General features: G+C 63.1%; 15 protein-coding genes. 6 read left to right on the top strand and 9 right to left on the bottom strand.

The genetic code is table 11. The features are described 5' to 3' along the window. The first annotated feature begins 3 nt into the window (after positions 1-3). Complete coding sequence (locus AC1DVR_RS00500) at positions 4-2,367, top strand: transketolase (RefSeq protein ID WP_477998551.1); 2,364 nt, start codon at positions 4-6, stop codon at positions 2,365-2,367. A gap of 58 nt (positions 2,368-2,425) precedes the next feature. On the opposite strand, the gene AC1DVR_RS00505 is transcribed toward AC1DVR_RS00500, so the two are convergent. The 8 genes from AC1DVR_RS00505 to AC1DVR_RS00540 all read right to left on the bottom strand — a co-directional run bounded on the left by AC1DVR_RS00505 (position 2,426) and on the right by AC1DVR_RS00540 (position 11,409). Further along, on the bottom strand, positions 2,426-3,469 hold the full coding sequence (locus AC1DVR_RS00505) for an NAD(P)-dependent alcohol dehydrogenase (protein WP_477998552.1): 1,044 nt from the start codon (positions 3,467-3,469) through the stop codon (positions 2,426-2,428). Between the two features lie 22 nt (positions 3,470-3,491). Then, on the bottom strand, positions 3,492-5,123 hold the full coding sequence (groEL, locus tag AC1DVR_RS00510) for a chaperonin GroEL (protein WP_477998553.1): 1,632 nt from the start codon (positions 5,121-5,123) through the stop codon (positions 3,492-3,494). Between the two features lie 51 nt (positions 5,124-5,174). Beyond that, complete coding sequence (locus AC1DVR_RS00515; RefSeq protein ID WP_477998554.1) at positions 5,175-5,969, bottom strand: iron-sulfur cluster assembly protein; 795 nt, start codon at positions 5,967-5,969, stop codon at positions 5,175-5,177. Between the two features lie 4 nt (positions 5,970-5,973). After that, positions 5,974-6,999 (bottom strand): amidohydrolase family protein, encoded by a 1,026-nt coding sequence (locus AC1DVR_RS00520; protein WP_477998555.1) that lies wholly within the window; start codon positions 6,997-6,999, stop codon positions 5,974-5,976. Between the two features lie 72 nt (positions 7,000-7,071). Further along, positions 7,072-7,440 carry an MmoB/DmpM family protein gene (locus AC1DVR_RS00525; protein ID WP_477998556.1) on the bottom strand — a complete coding sequence of 123 codons (369 nt, stop codon included), beginning with the start codon at positions 7,438-7,440 and terminating at the stop codon, positions 7,072-7,074. 24 nt (positions 7,441-7,464) lie between these two features. Beyond that, entirely contained in the window at positions 7,465-8,523 is a 1,059-nt protein-coding gene (locus AC1DVR_RS00530; protein WP_477998557.1) for an aromatic/alkene monooxygenase hydroxylase subunit beta, read from the bottom strand. 39 nt (positions 8,524-8,562) lie between these two features. Then, positions 8,563-9,630, bottom strand: a complete 1,068-nt coding sequence (locus AC1DVR_RS00535) for a 2Fe-2S iron-sulfur cluster-binding protein (RefSeq protein WP_477998558.1) — start codon at positions 9,628-9,630, stop codon at positions 8,563-8,565. Between the two features lie 111 nt (positions 9,631-9,741). Further along, a complete protein-coding gene (locus AC1DVR_RS00540; protein WP_477998559.1) occupies positions 9,742-11,409 on the bottom strand; it encodes an aromatic/alkene/methane monooxygenase hydroxylase/oxygenase subunit alpha in 1,668 nt (555 codons plus the stop codon). Positions 11,410-11,804: 395 nt separating this feature from the next. On the opposite strand from AC1DVR_RS00540, the gene AC1DVR_RS00545 reads away from it, so the two are divergent. The 5 genes from AC1DVR_RS00545 (at position 11,805) to AC1DVR_RS00565 (ending at position 16,116) form a co-directional block, all read left to right on the top strand. Next, positions 11,805-12,089 carry a hypothetical protein gene (locus AC1DVR_RS00545; protein WP_477998560.1) on the top strand — a complete coding sequence of 95 codons (285 nt, stop codon included), beginning with the start codon at positions 11,805-11,807 and terminating at the stop codon, positions 12,087-12,089. A gap of 13 nt (positions 12,090-12,102) precedes the next feature. After that, positions 12,103-13,209 (top strand): WD40 repeat domain-containing protein, encoded by a 1,107-nt coding sequence (locus tag AC1DVR_RS00550; protein WP_477998561.1) that lies wholly within the window; start codon positions 12,103-12,105, stop codon positions 13,207-13,209. 21 nt (positions 13,210-13,230) lie between these two features. Further along, positions 13,231-13,449 (top strand): hypothetical protein, encoded by a 219-nt coding sequence (locus AC1DVR_RS00555; RefSeq protein WP_477998562.1) that lies wholly within the window; start codon positions 13,231-13,233, stop codon positions 13,447-13,449. A gap of 147 nt (positions 13,450-13,596) precedes the next feature. Beyond that, entirely contained in the window at positions 13,597-14,073 is a 477-nt protein-coding gene (locus tag AC1DVR_RS00560; protein WP_477998563.1) for a hypothetical protein, read from the top strand. Positions 14,074-14,154: 81 nt separating this feature from the next. Beyond that, entirely contained in the window at positions 14,155-16,116 is a 1,962-nt protein-coding gene (locus AC1DVR_RS00565) for a sigma-54-dependent Fis family transcriptional regulator (RefSeq protein ID WP_477998564.1), read from the top strand. Between the two features lie 6 nt (positions 16,117-16,122). Here the strand turns inward: AC1DVR_RS00565 and AC1DVR_RS00570 are convergent, their stop codons facing one another. Then, entirely contained in the window at positions 16,123-17,022 is a 900-nt protein-coding gene (locus tag AC1DVR_RS00570) for an SMP-30/gluconolactonase/LRE family protein (protein WP_477998565.1), read from the bottom strand. Between the last annotated feature and the right edge of the window lie 135 nt (positions 17,023-17,157).

The raw sequence follows: 17,157 nt of genomic DNA on the forward strand, positions 1-17,157 counted from the left end.
GTCATGACCCATCTCAAGACCATCGAACAGCGCCTGCTCTGGTTGTCGCACTGGATGATCCACCACGCCAACCACATCCGCCCCAAGGTGGATGGCATCAAGGTGGGCGGGCATCAGGCCTCTTCCGCCTCGCTGGTCTCGACCATGGCGGCGCTCTATTTCTCCGCCCTGCGGCCTGAGGACCGGGTGGCGGTCAAGCCGCATGCCTCGCCGGTGTTTCACGCGATCCAGTATCTGATGGGACATCTGAGCCGCGAAAAGATGGAGAATTTCCGCGGCTATCACGGCGTGCAAAGCTACCCGAGCCGGACGAAAGACACCGATGACGTGGATTTCTCGACCGGCTCGGTCGGCCTCGGCGTGGCGATCACCTCTTTTGCCTCGATCGTGCAGGATTACATCGCGGCCAAGTCCTGGGGTGGCGATCTGCCCCTGGGCCGGATGGTGGCGCTGGTGGGCGATGCCGAACTCGACGAGGGCAACATCTACGAATGCCTGCAAGAGGGCTGGAAGAACGACCTGCGCAACACCTGGTGGGTGATCGATTACAACCGGCAATCGCTGGACGGCATCGTGCGGGAAGGCCTGTTCCAGCGGGTCGAGAAGATCTTTGACGCCTTCGGCTGGGACGTCGTGCGCATCAAGCACGGCGCCCTGCAGCGCGCGGCCTTTGCCGAGCCGGGCGGGGCCGCCCTGCGGGACTGGATCGACGCCTGCCCGAACCAGCTTTATTCCGCGCTGACCTATATGGGCGGCGCGGTCTGGCGGGCGCGGCTGCTGGAGGATCTGGGCGATCAGGGCCCGGTCAGCGCCCTCATCGCGCGGCGCAGCGATGCTGAGCTGGCAGAGTTGATGGAAAACCTCGGCGGCAATTGCGTGGAGACCATGGCCGAAGTGTTTGCCGCGGTGGACCACGACCGCCCGACCTGCTTTCTCGCCTATACGATCAAGGGCTGGGGCACCCCGATTGCCGGCCACAAGGACAACCATGGTGGGCTGATGACCAAGGCGCAGATGGCCGAATGGCAGGCCCATATGGGCATTCCCGAGGGGCAGGAGTGGGAACCTTTCGCTGGCGTGGCGGATGTCGCTGGCCTGAAGGATTTCCTGGCCCGCGCGCCGTTCTTCGCCAAATACCCACGGCGGTGGCAGGATGCCAAGCTGCCGGTCCCCGCGCTTTCGACCGGGGCCGAGCGGGATATCTCGACCCAGATGGCCTTTGGCAAGATTCTCGATGATCTGTCGAAGGGGGATTCGGCGCTGGCCGCGCGGATCGTCACCACCTCGCCCGATGTGACGGGCACCACCAACCTTGGGCCGTGGGTCAATCGCCGCAAACTCTTTGCCCGCAAGGCGCAGGCGGATACCTTTCTGGATGAAAAGATCCCCTCCACCGCGAAATGGGAATTCACCCCGGAAGGCCAGCATATCGAGCTGGGGATTGCCGAGATGAACCTGTTCCTGCTGCTCGGCGCGGCAGGTCTGGCGCATTCGCTGTTCGGCAAAAGGCTGATCCCGATTGGCACGGTCTATGACCCTTTCGTGGCGCGGGGTTTGGATGCCTTGAACTACGCCTGCTATCAGGATGCCCGCTTCATGATCGTCGGCACCCCCTCCGGCGTGACGCTGGCGCCGGAGGGTGGGGCGCATCAGTCGATCTCTGCCCCGTTGATCGGCATGGCGCAGGATGGGCTTGCCGCCTTTGAACCGGCCTTTGCCGATGAGTTGGAGGTCATCATGGCCTGGGCCTTCGACTATCTGCAACGCGATGGCGATGCGGACCCGGATGAGCGGACCTGGCTGCGCGACGAGACCGGCGGTTCGGTCTATCTGCGCCTGTCGACCAATCCCATCGAGCAGCCGGGCAAGCGCGCTGACGAGGCCTTCCGGCAGGGCGCCATCGACGGCGCCTATTGGCTGCGCAAGCCGGGGCCGAATTGCGACGTGGTGATCGCCTATCAGGGCGTCGTCGCACCCGAGGCGATCCGCGCGGCGGGCCTCATCGCCGAAGGGCGGCGTGATGTCGGCGTGCTGGCCGTCACCTCGGCCGACCGGCTGAACGCGGGCTGGACAGCGGCACAGCGCGCCCGGGCGCGGGGCAATCCGGCGGCCCTGTCGCAGGCCGAACGGCTTCTGGCCGATCTGCCGCCGCATTGCACCTTGGTGACGGTGATCGACGGCCATCCTGCGACGCTCGCCTGGCTTGGCGGGGTGCGCGGGCATCGGACCGTCTCGCTGGGGGTCGAGCATTTCGGCCAGACCGGCACGATCGGCGACCTTTACCGCCATTTCGGCATCGACACCCGCAGCATCGTGGAGCGGGTGGCCGGGCTGACGCCGGGGGCGAAGATCGCGGGCCACGGCTGACAAAGCAAAGGGGGGCGAGTGATCTCGCTCCCCTTTGATTTCCCTTGCGGTTTCGCCCTTACGGTACGATCACCCCACGTCCGGTAAAGCGGCGGTTCTTGAAATCGTCCAGCGCCTGATTGATGTTGTCGAGGCTGTACTGGGCATAGTGCATCTTGACCTTGCCATCGGCGTTCAGCTCCATCAGCTCCACCAGTTCGGTGTAGTTGCCGACAAGGGAGCCGCCGATGTTGATTTCGTTGATCACCAGATGCGCGGTCGGCACCTCGATCTTGCCGCCATAGCCGATCATGATCAGCTCGCCACCCGGGCGGACCATCTTCCAGCAGAGGTTTTCGACACCCAGCTCGCCGACGAAATCCATCACCACCTGGGCGCCGCCGCCGGTGATCGACTTGATCTCCTCCACCACATTCGGGCCGCCATCCAGCACGAAATCAGCCCCCAATTCCTTGCAGAGCTGGCGCGCGGCCGGTTCGCGGTCCACCGCGATGATCCGGCAGCCCGAGATTTCATGGAGGCATTGCAAGGCGATATGGCCCAGACCGCCGACCCCCACGATCACGCAATAGGCCCCCGGCCGCAGCCCCTTGGCGGCCTTCTTGGCCGCGCGGTAGGCGGTGATCCCGGCGTCGGCCATCGGCGCCACGTCCAAGGGGGTGATATTGGGGTTCAGCTTGATCAGCGAACGTTCCGAGGTCAGGAAATACTCGGCAAAACCGCCGTCCAGCCCAAGGCCCGGAAACAGGCTGTGCTCGCAATGCATGTCGTCGCCGTAACGGCAGGACAGGCAGATGCCGCAGGTCCGGTGCGGGTGGCAGATCACCGTATCGCCCGGCTTGACCGAGGTGACGCCGGAGCCGACATCTTCGACCCAGCCGGCGTTTTCATGCCCCATGATATAGGGCAGAAGGTTGCCGCCCTGATCCATGATATCCTTCCAGACGCCTTCGATGATGTGCAGATCGGTGCGGCAGAGGCCCGCGGCGCCGACCTTCACGATCACATCATTGGGGCCCATGATGGTCGGGGCTTTGACGTTCTCGATCTTCAGCTGGACGTTCATCGTCGGGTCGTATTCGTAAAGTCTTGCGGCTTTCATGGCGCGCCCTTTCCTGAATTGGTTATTTGCGACCGAGTTTCTCTGCGCCGCCCCCCAGGGCGCCGCCGGCGGTGGGGTCCTCGTCCTCGGCCAAATCGGCGATCAGGGTTTCGGTCGTCAGGATCAGGGTGGCGACGGAGCCTGCGTTCATCAGGGCGGAACAGGTGACGCGGACCGGATCGATCACGCCCGATTGCATCAGATCCTCATAAGCGCCGGTTGCCGCGTTGAAGCCGTGGTCGCCATGCAGGGCGCAGACCTTGCGGACCACGTCGTTGGGCTCGGCCCCGGCGTTGAAGGCGATGCGGGCCAGGGGCAGGGTCAGGACGGATTGCACCAGTTCGATGCCCTTGCGCACATCGCCCTGTTCGGTCTTGGCAAGGTCGGCCAGTGCGGGGGCGATGCGGGCCAGCGCCACGCCGCCGCCGACCAGAACGCCCTCTTCCGAAGCCGCCCGTACCGCGTTCAGCGCGTCTTCGATCAGCTGGATGGTGCGCTTCTGTTCGACCGGGGTCACGCCGCCGGCAAGAATGGTCGCCGTGCCGCCGCAAAGCTTGGCCAGGCGTTCCTGCAGCTTGTCCTTGTCGATGTTGGGCGGGGCGATTTCATAAAGCCGCTGCACCTGCGCCCGCCGCGCCGCAATCGCCTGCGGGTCGCCGTTGCCGCGGATGATCATCGTGTCGGTATGGGTCGCCTCGACCCGTTCGGCGCTGCCGAGGTCCAGCTTGGTGATCGCCTCCAGACTGTCGCCCAGATCGCGGGCGAGGACCTTGCCGCCGGTCAGGATCGCCAGATCCTCCATCATGTTGCGGCGCCAATGGCCGAATTCCGGCGGATGCACGACGAGGAACTTGCCGGGGCCATCCTTGCCCAGAAGGGTCAGCAGAACCTCCGGCGCGATTTCCTCGGCGACGATGACGAGGGGGCGGTTGTCCTCGGCGGCGATGGCCTTGGCGGCGTCCAGCTGGCTTGGGCTCTTCAGCTTGATGTCGGTCAGCACAATATAGGGCTTGTGGACGACGGCCCGCATCGCCTCCAGATCGGTGACCATGTGGTGCGAGACATAGCCGCGGTCAAAGGCCATGCCATCGACCACCTGCAGGGTGGATTGGTTGCCGGTGCCGTAGTCGGTGGTGATCACGCCTTGCGCGCCGACACGGCGGAAGGCTTCGGCCACCAGCCCGCCCAGATCGGCATCCGAGGCGGAGATCCTCGCCACCGCCGACAGCGCCGCATGATCCTTGACCGGTTTGGCCACGGCGCGCAGGGCGCGGGTCGTGGCCTCCACCGCAAGGGAAATCCCCCGGCACAGTTCGACCGGCTTGGCCCCCTTGTCGATCAGGATGGTGCCTGACTGGATCATGCCATTGGCCAGCACGATCGAGGTCGTGGTGCCGTCGCCCGCAACCTCGTTCGTCTGCATCGAGACCTCGCGCACCACCTGGGCGCCCATGTTCTCGAACCGGTCGAAAAGCTCGATCTCCGAGGCGATCGAGACGCCATCGCGGCTGATCAGAGGCGTGCCCATCGGCCGGTCGATCATCGCGTTCATGCCCATCGGGCCGAGGGTGGATTCAACGGCGGCGGACAGCTTCTGCACGCCATGTGCCAGAGCGCGGCGGGCGTCGTTGCCGTGGATCATGATCTTGGGCATAGTTCCTCCTTCGGCCAAAGCCGGTGTTTGCAGTGTTTTTGGGATCGCCTGTCAGCGGCAGGCGTGAGCAGGGGCAGGGGTGGTGAAATCGACCAGAACGGGCACCTCGCCCGACAGGTCAGCCTCCATGTAGCGCGAGCGTTTCAGCCCCCGGCAGAGCGAGCCGGAAAACTCCATGTTGATCCGGACCGAACGCAGATGGCCCATATAGGCGGGGTAGTCGGTGATGGGATCGCCCTGGTAGGTCGGGAAGGCCAGGTCCTGCGGCAGGGGCGACAGCCCCTTCTGGCTGAGGATGGCGAGGTAGCGGACCTTCTGCCGGGCGGCTTCCGGGTCAGAAAGGTCCGTAGCCTCCAGCAGGGCGCGCGGCATGGCTATGACTTCGGCGGGCAGGAACCCCATCGCAATCAGGGCCTTGATCACGCTTTCCTGCCGGCGCTGAAACGCCTTGATGTCGAACTTCTCGCGCAAAGCACTCAGGTCCTCATCCGGGTGCAGATCGGCAAAGACCGAGCCGAAGCTGGCGCCGGCGTTGATGGCGGCGTTCATCTCCTCCGCCGCCATGTGGTCGTGCAGGGTGACCACGGCCTGGGCCACCCAGGGCAGAACCTCGACCTGGCGCTTGATATCCTCGGCCATCAGGAAGGCGAAGTTGGGCGAGCACCAATAGGTCGGCAGCCGGAAGCTGACCTGCACCGTGGCCGAGTTCTGGCCCTGGCTGGTGACGGATACCGCCTCGATGAAGCCCATGTCGGTCACGGGTTCATCCAGCTCGGGGTCCATCACCAGATCCAGCCGCGCCCATACCTGGTTCAACTGGGCGTCGTCCAAAAGGGGCGCGGTCATGGGCTTACTCCGCCGCGATCGACAGCGGGCTGGCGGCAAGCTCTGCCTTCTTCGCCGCCACGTCGATGTTGTAGAGCCGCGCCATGTTGAGGCCGAGGATCTTCTCCTTGATCTCGTCGGTCAGCTGCACGCCGGCGCGTTCGGCCGAGATATCCTCCGGGATCTGGAAGGCCCAAAGCTTTTCGACCAGCCATTTCGGCGTCCAGATCGCATAGTCGGAACCGAACATGATCTTCTCAGGTCCAAGCCAGAACAAGAGTTCGGAAATGATCTCGCCAAAGTAGCGCGGGCGCGAATGGATGAAGGGCAGGGCCACGGCCAGACCGGCGTAAACGTTGGTTTCCTGCGTCGCGATCCAGCAGAAGTCGTCCAGACGCGGCAGCCCGCAGTGTTCGACGATCCAGTTCAGGTTCTGGAAATCGGTCGCGGCATAGTCCACGTCATGCACGTCAAACGCATCCTTGTTCAGCGGGATGATCGTCGGGCCCTTGTGGACATGGATGTTCTTGATGCCGAGCTTGTCGCAAAGCTCGAAGCACTTGTAAGCGTCCGGGTCGTTCAGCCGCCAGCCCTTGGAAGAGCCGTTCCATTCGGCCGTGTACATCTTCACGCCCTTGATGTCGTAGGTCTCTTTCATGAAGTGGATGTATTCCAGGGCCTTCTCGCCATCGCGCGGGTCGAAGGCGCCGTTCACGATGAAGCGGTTCGGGAACTTCTTGGCCACCGACATGTTGCGTTCGATGTTGTTGAAGCCGGTCTTGTAGAAGTCCGACAGATAGGTCGAATTCAGGATCGCCATGTCATCCGGCCCGTCGATGAACAGGTCGTTGTAGAGATCGTCGGCCGAGTATTTCTCGAACTTCGACTTCTCCCACAGCAGCTCCTTGGGCGAGAGGCCGGTGTGGTAGGCGTAAAAGCAGTCGATGAACTGCTTGCCGTGGATGTTCTTCTGGTTTTCGGGGCTGCCGTCCCAGAAATGGGTGTGGCCGTCGAGAACGAAGATCTCTTTGCCTTCAGGGGTTACAAACATCTGGGATGCCTTTCGGATGGGTTTGGAAAGAGGGGCGCGAGGGGGGAGCCTCCCCCGCGCCCGGGGGCCGGGTCAGATGAATTCGAGCATTTCGTTCATGTCGCCGAACAGGATCACGGTGTTGTCGTCGATCCTGACCATGCGGCCGTAGTGGGTGGAGGAGTTCACCTCGAACAGTTCGGCCGTCATCTCGCGGCCGAGAAATTCGCTGATCTCGTCCATCTTGAAGATCAGCTTGCCCGAGCCGTCGATGCGGATCAGCGCGGGGTTGTAGGTGACCGTCACCCCCGGCTTCTGGTCCATGAATTCGGCGATGGCGCGGGCCTCGACCGAATCCGACATGGTGACGCCGCATTGATGGGACACGGTTTTTTCAAACGTGATGTCCTTCATCGACTTGAAGATGTTGTCGTGCGAATTGTCGCGTGCAACCGTGGACATGGGTTTTCCTTTCAGCGGAACTGGTCAGCGGGACAGGGCAAGTTCGCCAAGGATCTTGGCGAAACGTTCTTCGGACACGGCACGCGCCTCTTCGAAGCTGACCGGCTTGGAATGCGGCTTGGACCAGATCGGCTGCAGAAGCTTGGCGGCCGTGTCGGCCAGCGCCGCGTGCTTCTTCACCCAACCCTGGAACAGGGCACGGTTCTGGGCGCCGAACTTTTCGTCATTGGCCAGAAGCCACATCAGGTCGATCGTGTTGGCGAGGTTGCGTTCGTAGTCGCCTTCCGCCGCCGCAATCACCGAGGGCGTCATGAAGTCGTTGTTGGCCGCGCCGAACTGCATCAGGAAGCCCGAGCGGAACAGCTCGCCCACCAGGGGTTCGAAGACCAGGTTGATGGCAAAGTACTGCTCCAGATAGTCGGTGCAGCCCATGATGGTCTCCACGGCCTCGCGGGTGCCTTGCCACATCGGGTCTTCCAGCCAAGCGGTCTTGCCGGCCTCGTCATCCCAACCCGGCATGTCCATGCCGATCTCGGCCAGATAGAGCGTGATGTCCTGCGCCAGCCGCAGCTTGTAGCTGGAATTGGTCAGCGTCGCGTTGTTGATCATCTGGGTATAGCCGTAGCGCTGGGCTTGCATCAGGCTGGTGCCAAGGCCGAATTCGGCATGTTTCCACGCCCCCAGATGCACTTGCAGCGTCTTGGCCCAGGCGGCGTCGAACACATGCTGGGCGCCGGATTTGCGGCCATTGGCGATGACGGCCTGCACCATCACCTCGATGCGGGACTGGCGCTGGTAATGGGTGCGCTCCCATTCCTGATCCGGCGCGCGGAAGGCGTGCCAGTTCGAGCTTTTGGCATGGGTGTTGTCCTTCTCGTAGGCGCCCTTGCCGTTGGAGAAGTTGATGATCCAGTTCTGGATCAGATAGCGCTCCGGATCGGGCTGCACGTCCACCGTCACGTCTTCGTAATGGGTGGCGCGCTTGGCGCGGGGTTCAAAGTAGCGGTAGCGGCGGCTTTCGCTGTCCGCGAAGATCGCGGCCCCTGCGGCGCCGGAACCGACCGAGCTTGAAGTGGCAACCATGTCTCTCTCCCTTGTGGTGATGGGGCTAACCCCTTGGTGTCAGTGTGCTTTGATCGGCGCCGGCGCGGTGGACGGCGTGAACTTGTCGTAGAAGGTGCGGTCCGGGTCGAAGTCGAGCATGAAGAGCACCGGGCTCAGCGCGTCGATCATCGGGGGTGGGCCGCAGGCATAGGCATCGCCGCCGCCCTCGATCCCGAGGCGTTTCAGTTCGGTGCCCACGACCTGGTGGACAAAGCCCTGCGCACCCTTCCAGGTCGGATCGTCGCCGGCATGGGACAGGACCGGGATGAAGGTGACTTCCGGGTGCGCTTCGGTGATCGCGGCAATCTGCGGCAGGTGGAACAGATCGGCCTGGGTCCGCGCGCCGTAGAAGAAGTAGACGGGCCGCTTTTCGCCGCTGGCCACATGGTCATGCAGGATCGACCAGATCGGTGACATGCCCGAGCCTGCGGCGACCAGGACTATGGGTCCGTCTCGTCCTTCTCTGCGGAAGCAGGAGCCGTAGGGTCCGCGGACGGAGACGCTGGCGCCGACTTCGATTCCTCCGGCGTCGAGCTCATTGGAGAACTTTCCGTCGGGGTATTTCTTGATGATGAAGCGCAGGTTTTTGGCTTGGTCCGGCGTATTTGCCATGGAGAACGAGCGCGTAATCTCCTCCCCATCTTTGGTCCTGACGGTGATGTCGACATATTGTCCGGCCCAGAATTTGATCGGCGTTTCCAGTGTGATCTCGATGGAACGAATGTCGTGCGTCAGGTTCGACTTTGCGGTGATCCGCCCCTTGAAGTCCTTGACCGCGATGGATTTCGACAAAAGCTCTTCATCGAAATTCAACAGGTCGATCACCAGGTCTTCCTGCGCCAGAGACCGGCACAAGAGGATCCCGCCATTCTCCCGTTCGGCATCCGACAGGGCGAAGGTGGAGTATTTCATCAGTTCGACGTCACCTTCCAGCAGGTTGCATTTGCAGGCCGAACATTGGCCCTCCTTGCAGCCGTGCGGCAGCGAGATGCCCTGACGGAAGGCGGCGTTCAGGATGGTTTCCCCGGTTTCGACGTCAAATTCGACGCCCACGGGTTCCAGCCTGACGGTGAAGGTTTCTGTCATCTGTGAGCCCCTTTTTTGGCCATGTCTTTCAACCCGGCTCCCGTAAGGGCCGGCTCTTGGTGGTCTGGGCCGGAAGATCCGGCCCAGAGTCAGAGGTTCAGCTTCCGGGGGTCAGTTGCAGGGGTTGATGGTGAAGCCCTTGGCGTATTCCGCCAGGTGCGCCTTGCGGGCGGCCTCATCCATGCCGCGCAGCGTGATCAGGGGCGAGCCGAGCGTATTGCCGCGCACATGGTCCAGCGTCCACATGTCCTTGTCGTCAAAGCGCAGGTGGGGTTGCGGCACCAGCGTCTTGCCGTCCGAGCGGACAAAGTTCAGGTCCACGATCGCATCGGCAAGGTCGACGCCGTGATAGATCGTCTCCCATTCCCGCTTGCCCGAGAAGCGGCCCATCGCCGGGGTCGGGCGGCCCTGGTATTCGTCCGCGAAAGCCTCAACCGCGGTCCAGCGGTCGATTTCATGGGCGAAGGTGTGCAGCTCGCCATTGATCGTGTCCGTGACCATATCCTCGCGGATCAGGCAGGGCACCAGGCAAGACCAGCAACGGTGCGGGTAGACATAGCCCACATCCGGGTTGAAGGTGATGACCTGCTGGCCGGGCTTGGACAGTTTGGCGTACCATTTCCAGAATTCACCGAACTCGGCGTACCAACCCGGGTACTTGTGTTCGAACCATTCGAAGTCCTTCTCGGTCTGGGCTTCGATGCGCCAGAAGTTCACCGGCCAGCCCACCGCAAAGAACTGCCCGACCTTGTGGACGTAGTTCTTCTTGGTGATCCGCTCCCAGGCCGCCGTCACGTCATCATGGTGGATCTTGATGCCGTACTTTTCCATCGGCAGCATGTAGGTGCGGTAGTAATCTTCGTAGACCCAGCGATGCCACATCTCGGCATAGCTTTCCTTGTTCTTGTCGCGGTCGGTCGTGCCGTATTCGATGAACGTCCCGATGGCCGCGTCGACGATGGCATGGTTCTGCCAGAAGGCATATTTCATGTCGCGTTCGATCAACAGGTGGTTCTCGGGCTCTTTCAGCGCGGCCATCATCAGCGAGTGGCCGTTGCCGATGTGGCGGCTTTCGTCCGACTGCACCGAGAGGAACACGGTCGGCAGAGCATAGTCGCCATTGCGGGCGGCTTCGGAGGGCATGGCCACGAACAGCGTGTTGGTGAAGGCGGTTTCGGCCACGACGGTCAGGTACATGCAGGCCGAGGTCATCGCGTCGCCGGTGATGAAGCCTTCGCCGAACTGGCGGCCGATGGTGGTGGCATAGCACTTCCCGAACGCTTCTTCGGTAATGTCAAAGCCGGCCGGGTCGATGTAGTTTTCCATGTACCACTTCTTCAGGTTCATCTGAATGGTGGAGTGGCGGAATTCATCGACCATCTGCATGGTGAAGCCGGTGCGCAGATCCTCGCCCGGTGCCAGGCGGCTGACCATGGCCATGGAACGGGCGGCCGAGATTTCCGGGAAGGGGATGATCGCCAGGAACAGCTTCATCCATTCGACCCAGCGCGGCTCCACATTGCGGAACATGTCACCGCGAAGGGCGGCGTCCAGCGCGCCATAAACCCGGTTGTCCTTTTCCTCCTGCATCGAGAAGTAGGAGCGCAGCACCTGCTTCATCGGGTCGCGGGGGGCCTTGGTGATCTTGTAATCCGAAGGATAGGTCATCGCTTCCTGCACATAGGAAGGATTCCACCCCAGGTCCGCGCATTTCCTGGTGGCTTCGGCCACCGAAATGCCCTTCTGCGCCGTGATCTTGTTGAGTGTCAGAGTCGACATTGTTGCTCACCTTTTTGGTTAAGGTTGATGTGGGCAGGACCGTCGGCAAAGGTCAGAGAACGGCATGACGCCGCCATCCAGCACGTCGGATCAGCTTCACGGGATGTGAATGTCGGTCGCAACGCAGGCCTCCCTTCCTTCGTTCTTGAACCACCGCATCTGGGCGGCAGCCGTCTTTTTTCTTCGATGAGGAAACCTAGGGCCGGAAGTTCGGCGCGGCCAAACGGATAATTTTCCGTAACGAACTGCGACAATATGTAACGGAAATTTACGTTGCGGGTTTCTGTCGCAATCTTTTCACGCGCCGTTACCCTTGGATCTGCGAATGGGGACCGAACTGGGGATGGAGCACTCAAGTGGCTGATGCAGCGGCATTTTCAGGAAAGATGGGAGAGTTGCAGAAACTGCGGGTCGCCCTGGTGATTCTGCTGAGCCAGGAAAACTCCAAGCTTCTGAGCCGCCGCCAGCGCGTCGCCGGCAAAGAGATCGAGGTCATGACCGCCGAGCGTGATCTGGCCGAAGGCGACCCCGCGCAGGCCGACAGCCCGCTGCTTGCCGCCCTCTATGTCGAGGACACCGCCCTGCGCGCCGCCCTGCAGGAAACCGAAGACGAAATCACCCGGATGGAGGCCTTGATGGTCAAGATCGACGCCGACATCGCCGCACTCTGCCAATCTTGAGAAGGGGATACCCATGAGAGACGAACGCGCGCATCTGCAGCTTTTCGACCTGATCGCCCGTGACTGGATGGTGCCTTCACCCGTGCAGCAGATCACCTTCAACGCCGACAGTTCTGCCGTGGCCTTTGCCTGCGCTGATGGCGCGGTCCTGCTGGCGGCGACCGCGGACAAGGCTTCGCCCAGGTTGCGCACGAAGCGGGCGCTGGACACCGGGCGGCTGACAATCGCGCCGCGCGAAAAGCCCTTCCTGCCGCTGAAGCCCGCCGATTTCTCGGCCGGGCGCAGTTCGGACGTGGTGGCCTTGGGGGCTTCGGGCTTTGCCTTTGCCAAGGACACCGGGCGGATCAACTCGCTGAGCCCCGGGGGCATTGCGGCGCATGTTGCGGCCCGGGCGCCCAAGGGAATCGCGGTGCTGGCCGCCTCGCCCGATGGCAAGACGCTGGCCTATGCCTGCGGGATGCAGGTTCTGATCTCGCTCACCACCGAGGATGCGCCGCGCAGCATTCCGGCGGCCAATCCGGTGAAGGCGCTGGCCTTTTCGCCGGATGGCACGACGCTCGCCGTCGGCTATGCCAATGGCCTGTGCCGCTGGTCGCTGACCACGCCCGAGGCGCCGCCGGTCGAGACGGCGCTGGACGGCACTCCGACCCGCCTGATCTGGCATCCCAAGGGCCTGGCCCTGACGGCGGCGCTGGGCACGGAAGGGTTCTGCCTGATCGACGCGACCACCAATCGCGTCACGCCGCGCCGCAACTTCCCGGCCCCGGTCGGACGTGCCCTTTTCAGCCCCACCACCGGCAGCGTTGTCGCGGCCGGCGCCTACCGGGTCGCCGCCTGGTCGCTGGAAACCGGGCACGACGTGATGACCGGCAAGCCCGGTCTGGTGCTTGTCAACGCCGTGGCTACCAGCCCGAACCGCAATCTGGTGGCGGTGGGCTATGCCAATGGCCTGCTGAGTCTGGCCGAGATCGGCCAGCCCTCGGAAATCCTGCTGCGCGAAGATACCGGGGCGGGGATCACCGCGCTGGAATGGTCGCCGGACGGCAATTTCCTCGCCCTCGCCGGGTCTGACGGCTCTGCCGCCCTGGTTGAGTTTCCCGACGCCATGTTCAAATCCTGAAACCCTGCAAAAGGTGCCACCATGACCACGCAACAGACCGCCGACCTGACCGAAGAAGAGAAAAGCAAGGACGCCTTCTTTCAGCGCATCGCCCTGATCGGCGAAGAGATGATCGCCGCACATGGCCGCGAATTTGCCACCGGGGCTTTCGTTCTGGCCGCCCGCTGGATCAGCGAAGGCCGGATGGGGGCCAAGGTCAAACCCAAGGCCGAAACCACGGCCATGCCGCGCGCGAACTGACGGCTGCGCCGGTTGTAACGTTTCGTTACGCATTTTCCGCTTTGCACAGGCCCGGAACAACGGATGCGACAGATTTCGCGCCCCGTGTTAGCGTTCCTAATCTTCTGTGACAAAGTGACACGCCAGCCCACACTGAGGAGACGTCACTTGGACATCTATTCCAGACATAGCGGCCCCAGGGAAGAAGACAAGCACGCCAAGGAACATCTGCGGCGCAATTGGGGGACGATCGAAAAACTGGCCGATACGCTCAGCGGCGGCAAGTACTCGGCGGACAAGGCGAAAAAAGCTGCGCCGCCGCCACAGGCGCAGGGTCTGATCATCATCGATCAGGCAAGGCCCCGGCTGCCCGATGCGCCGGTGCCCTACCTGCGCATCAGCATGAACGGAAGGGTGGTGCTGGCCGATACCGACTCGGGCATACAGCTGCACTTTCTGGGCCAGATCAAACGAATCAACGGGGAGAAGTGCTTCGTGATCGCCACCAAGGAAAACGGCTTCTTCACGCCGCTCGCGGATGAGGTTACCGAAAAGATCGCCGATCTGGCCAATCGGACGATCAACCGGGACTACCCGGAAGACACGCTTGCCGAGGACATCCGCGCGCGGCTGCAGATCACCTGATCCGCGCCGCCAGAATGTCTGCGACGGGTCCGAAAAAGGGACCCGCCACCGAAAGTTAAGTTCACGGGAGGGGACTTAATGATGACTTCAGATCAGCGCTCTGCGCCACGACCCCCGCGTCAGGGGTTCGATTTCGCCGATGTCGACCCGCGCGAGACGTCAAAGGCCTGGAACCGGTTCCTTGCGAACCGCAACGCCCCGAGCCTGCCGATGCCCGGCGTCCGCTCGGTCATCTATCAATCCTGGGTGCGGTCGACCTCGACCGGCATCAAGCCGGATCAATTCGCCGCCCCCTCCCTTCCGCGCAGCGCGCCGCAGGCCAAATCCACCTTCGATCAGGCCGAGTTGCGCCGCGCGACCCAGGCCTCGATGGCGCGGATCGGCGATCTTCTGTCCGGGGCGGAGGCGATGCTGCTGCTGACCGACCGCGATGGCGTGATCCTGGAAACGGTGGGCGACCGCTCCACCCTGGCCAAGGCCAGCAAGATCAACCTGACCGTCGGCGGCGTGTGGAGCGAGGACGCCTCGGGCACCAATGGCATCGGCACCGCGCTCTGGATGGGCCAGCCGGTCTATGTCCATGGCGAGGAGCATTTCTGCGAGGGCATGAAAGCCTGGAGCTGTGCCGCCGCCCCGATCCGCGATCCGATCGACCACAGCATCATCGGCGTGGTCAACCTGTCGGGCCTGACCGGCATCTTCCAGAAACACAACGCCGCCTTCGCTGCCACCGCCGCCCGCGACATCGAACTTGTGCTGCAGCAAGAGCAATCCCTGCTGAACATCCGTCTGATGGAAGCGATCATCGGCAAGTTCCCCGTCGAGGCGCAGGGCAAGTCCGACAGCCTGGCCATCGTCGACCGCTTTGGCCGGCTGATCTTCAGCCGCAACAGCGGGCTGGATGTCGGGTGTTCGGACCGCGACCTGGGGTTGGGCGCGCGGTTTCTGGAACTGCCCGACGGCATCTCGGAAGAGAATATCCTCGCCGCCCTGCCGCGCGAGAATATCTGCGAGGATATCCGGCTGATCGAGATCGACGGCTCGGTCAAGGGCGCGGCCCTGGTCTTCAAGCCCAAGGTCAGCCATCCCGCACCTGCGCTGTCACGCCCGATCATCCGGCCCCTGCCCGGGGTCGATATCGGCAAGACCGGGCTGAAGATCGTCGGCAAAAGCGATGTGATCCTGGAGGTTCTGGAATCCGCCAACCGCATCGCCTCGGTCAATGCGCCCACCCTGATCGAGGGGCAGACCGGCGTCGGCAAGGAACTGTTCGCCCGGCTGATCCACGCCCGCATCGACCCTGACGGCACCGACCGTTTCCGGCTGATCAATTGCGGGGCGATGGCGCCGCAGATGTTCGGCGCCGACCTTTTGCGCGACGCCCGCACGCCGGTGTGTCTGGACGAGATCGGCGAGGCCACGCCCGAGACTCAGCTGTACCTGCTGCGGGTTCTGGAAGAACGGATGACCCGCCTGCAAGAGCCGGATGCGCCCCAGCTTCAGCTGTCCCTGACCAATCGCGTGCTTCTGGACGAGGTCGAGGCCGGGCGCTTCCGCCGCGATCTGTTCTACCGGCTGAGTGCGGTGATCCTGACCATCCCGCCACTGCGGGCGCGGGGCGGGGATATCCTGCTGATCGCAGAGCACTACAACCGCAAGATCAGCATCGAATCCGGCCGTGATCTGCTGGTCATGGGGTCAGAGGTCCAAGAGGCCCTGATGCGCCACACCTGGCCCGGCAATGTCCGCGAATTGCGCAACCTAATGGCAAGCCTGCATGGCTTGGCGAAATCGCGCAATCTGGCCCTGACCGACCTGCCGCCCGAGATCACCAACCCCAGCGCGGCCCGACCCGAGCCGGTGGACCTGGCCCTTGGGGCCCGCCCGGTTCCGGACGCCTCCTTGAAGGACGCTCAGGTCCGGCTGATCGAGCGCGCCCTGCAGGCGCATCACGGCAACCTCAGCAAGGCGGCCATCGCATTGGGCATCTCGCGCCCGACCCTGTACCGCAAGATCGAAACCTACGGCATCAAGCTGCCCTGACGGGCGCTAGTTGTTGGGAATTTCGTAAACCTTGCCATGCCAGGGGGCGGCATCGATCTGGTCCAGCGCCATGACGTAAAGCACCTTCTCGCCCGGCCCGAAGGCAAAGTTCGGCATCGAGGGCGAGGGCACCGACCGCGTCCGCAACAGCTTGCCCTCGCCATCCACGACGATGATCTTGCCGGGCGCATCCAGGCTCCGCGGGCTTTGGCCGATATAGATCTCACCCTTGGCATTGATCTTGATGCCGTCCGGCCAGATATGCGGCGCGCCCGGGAACAGGTCGTCCAGCCGCAGAAAGACACGGCGGTTCAGAAGGCTGCCATCGTCTTGTACGTCAAAGGCGATGATGCGGTTATCCTCGGTCTCGACCAGATAAAGGATCTTGCCGTCGTTCGACAGAACCAGCCCATTGGCGTTGTGCAGATCCCCCGCGACCCGCTTCACCGTGCCATCCTTGCCGATGTAATAAGCCGAGGCGTCAATCAGCGCACCCCCCTTGCCCGAGCCGGTGAAGTAGATCCCGCCCTTCTTGTCGGGCGCGAAGTCGTTCGGCCCGACAAAGGCCGCGCCGTCGCTGTCCTTGGTCAAAGGCTCCAACGTCTTGCCCTCGGCCGAGATGCGCCCGATCGAGTTGGAATCGTAACAGGTCACCACAAAATCACCGGTGCTGGTCGGCAGAACCGCGGAGGGGCCGCAGCCGTCCTGCTTCCAGAACACCGCGTTCTTGGTGCCATCCCAGGTCATCACCGTGTTGCGCCCATATTCGACGTAAAACAGCTTGTCGTGATACCAGATCGGCCCCTCGGCAAACCAGGCGTCGGGATTGATGACTTTCGCCTCCTGCGCCAAGGCAGGTGTGGCGCAGGTGACGGCCAGAACAAGGCGGAGGAAGGCGGCGCGCATGGCTTTTCCTTTTGGGTCAATGGGGTGAGGCGGCACGATTTTGCAGGTCCGGCGGCACGGGCCGCCGGTTTTGGCAAAGGGAAATCGGATCCGTGAGAAGGCTACTGGGGGCGCCCGTTGACGTATATGGCGCAA

The sequence above is a fragment of the Rhodobacter sp. P2_H5 genome (assembly GCF_056403335.1).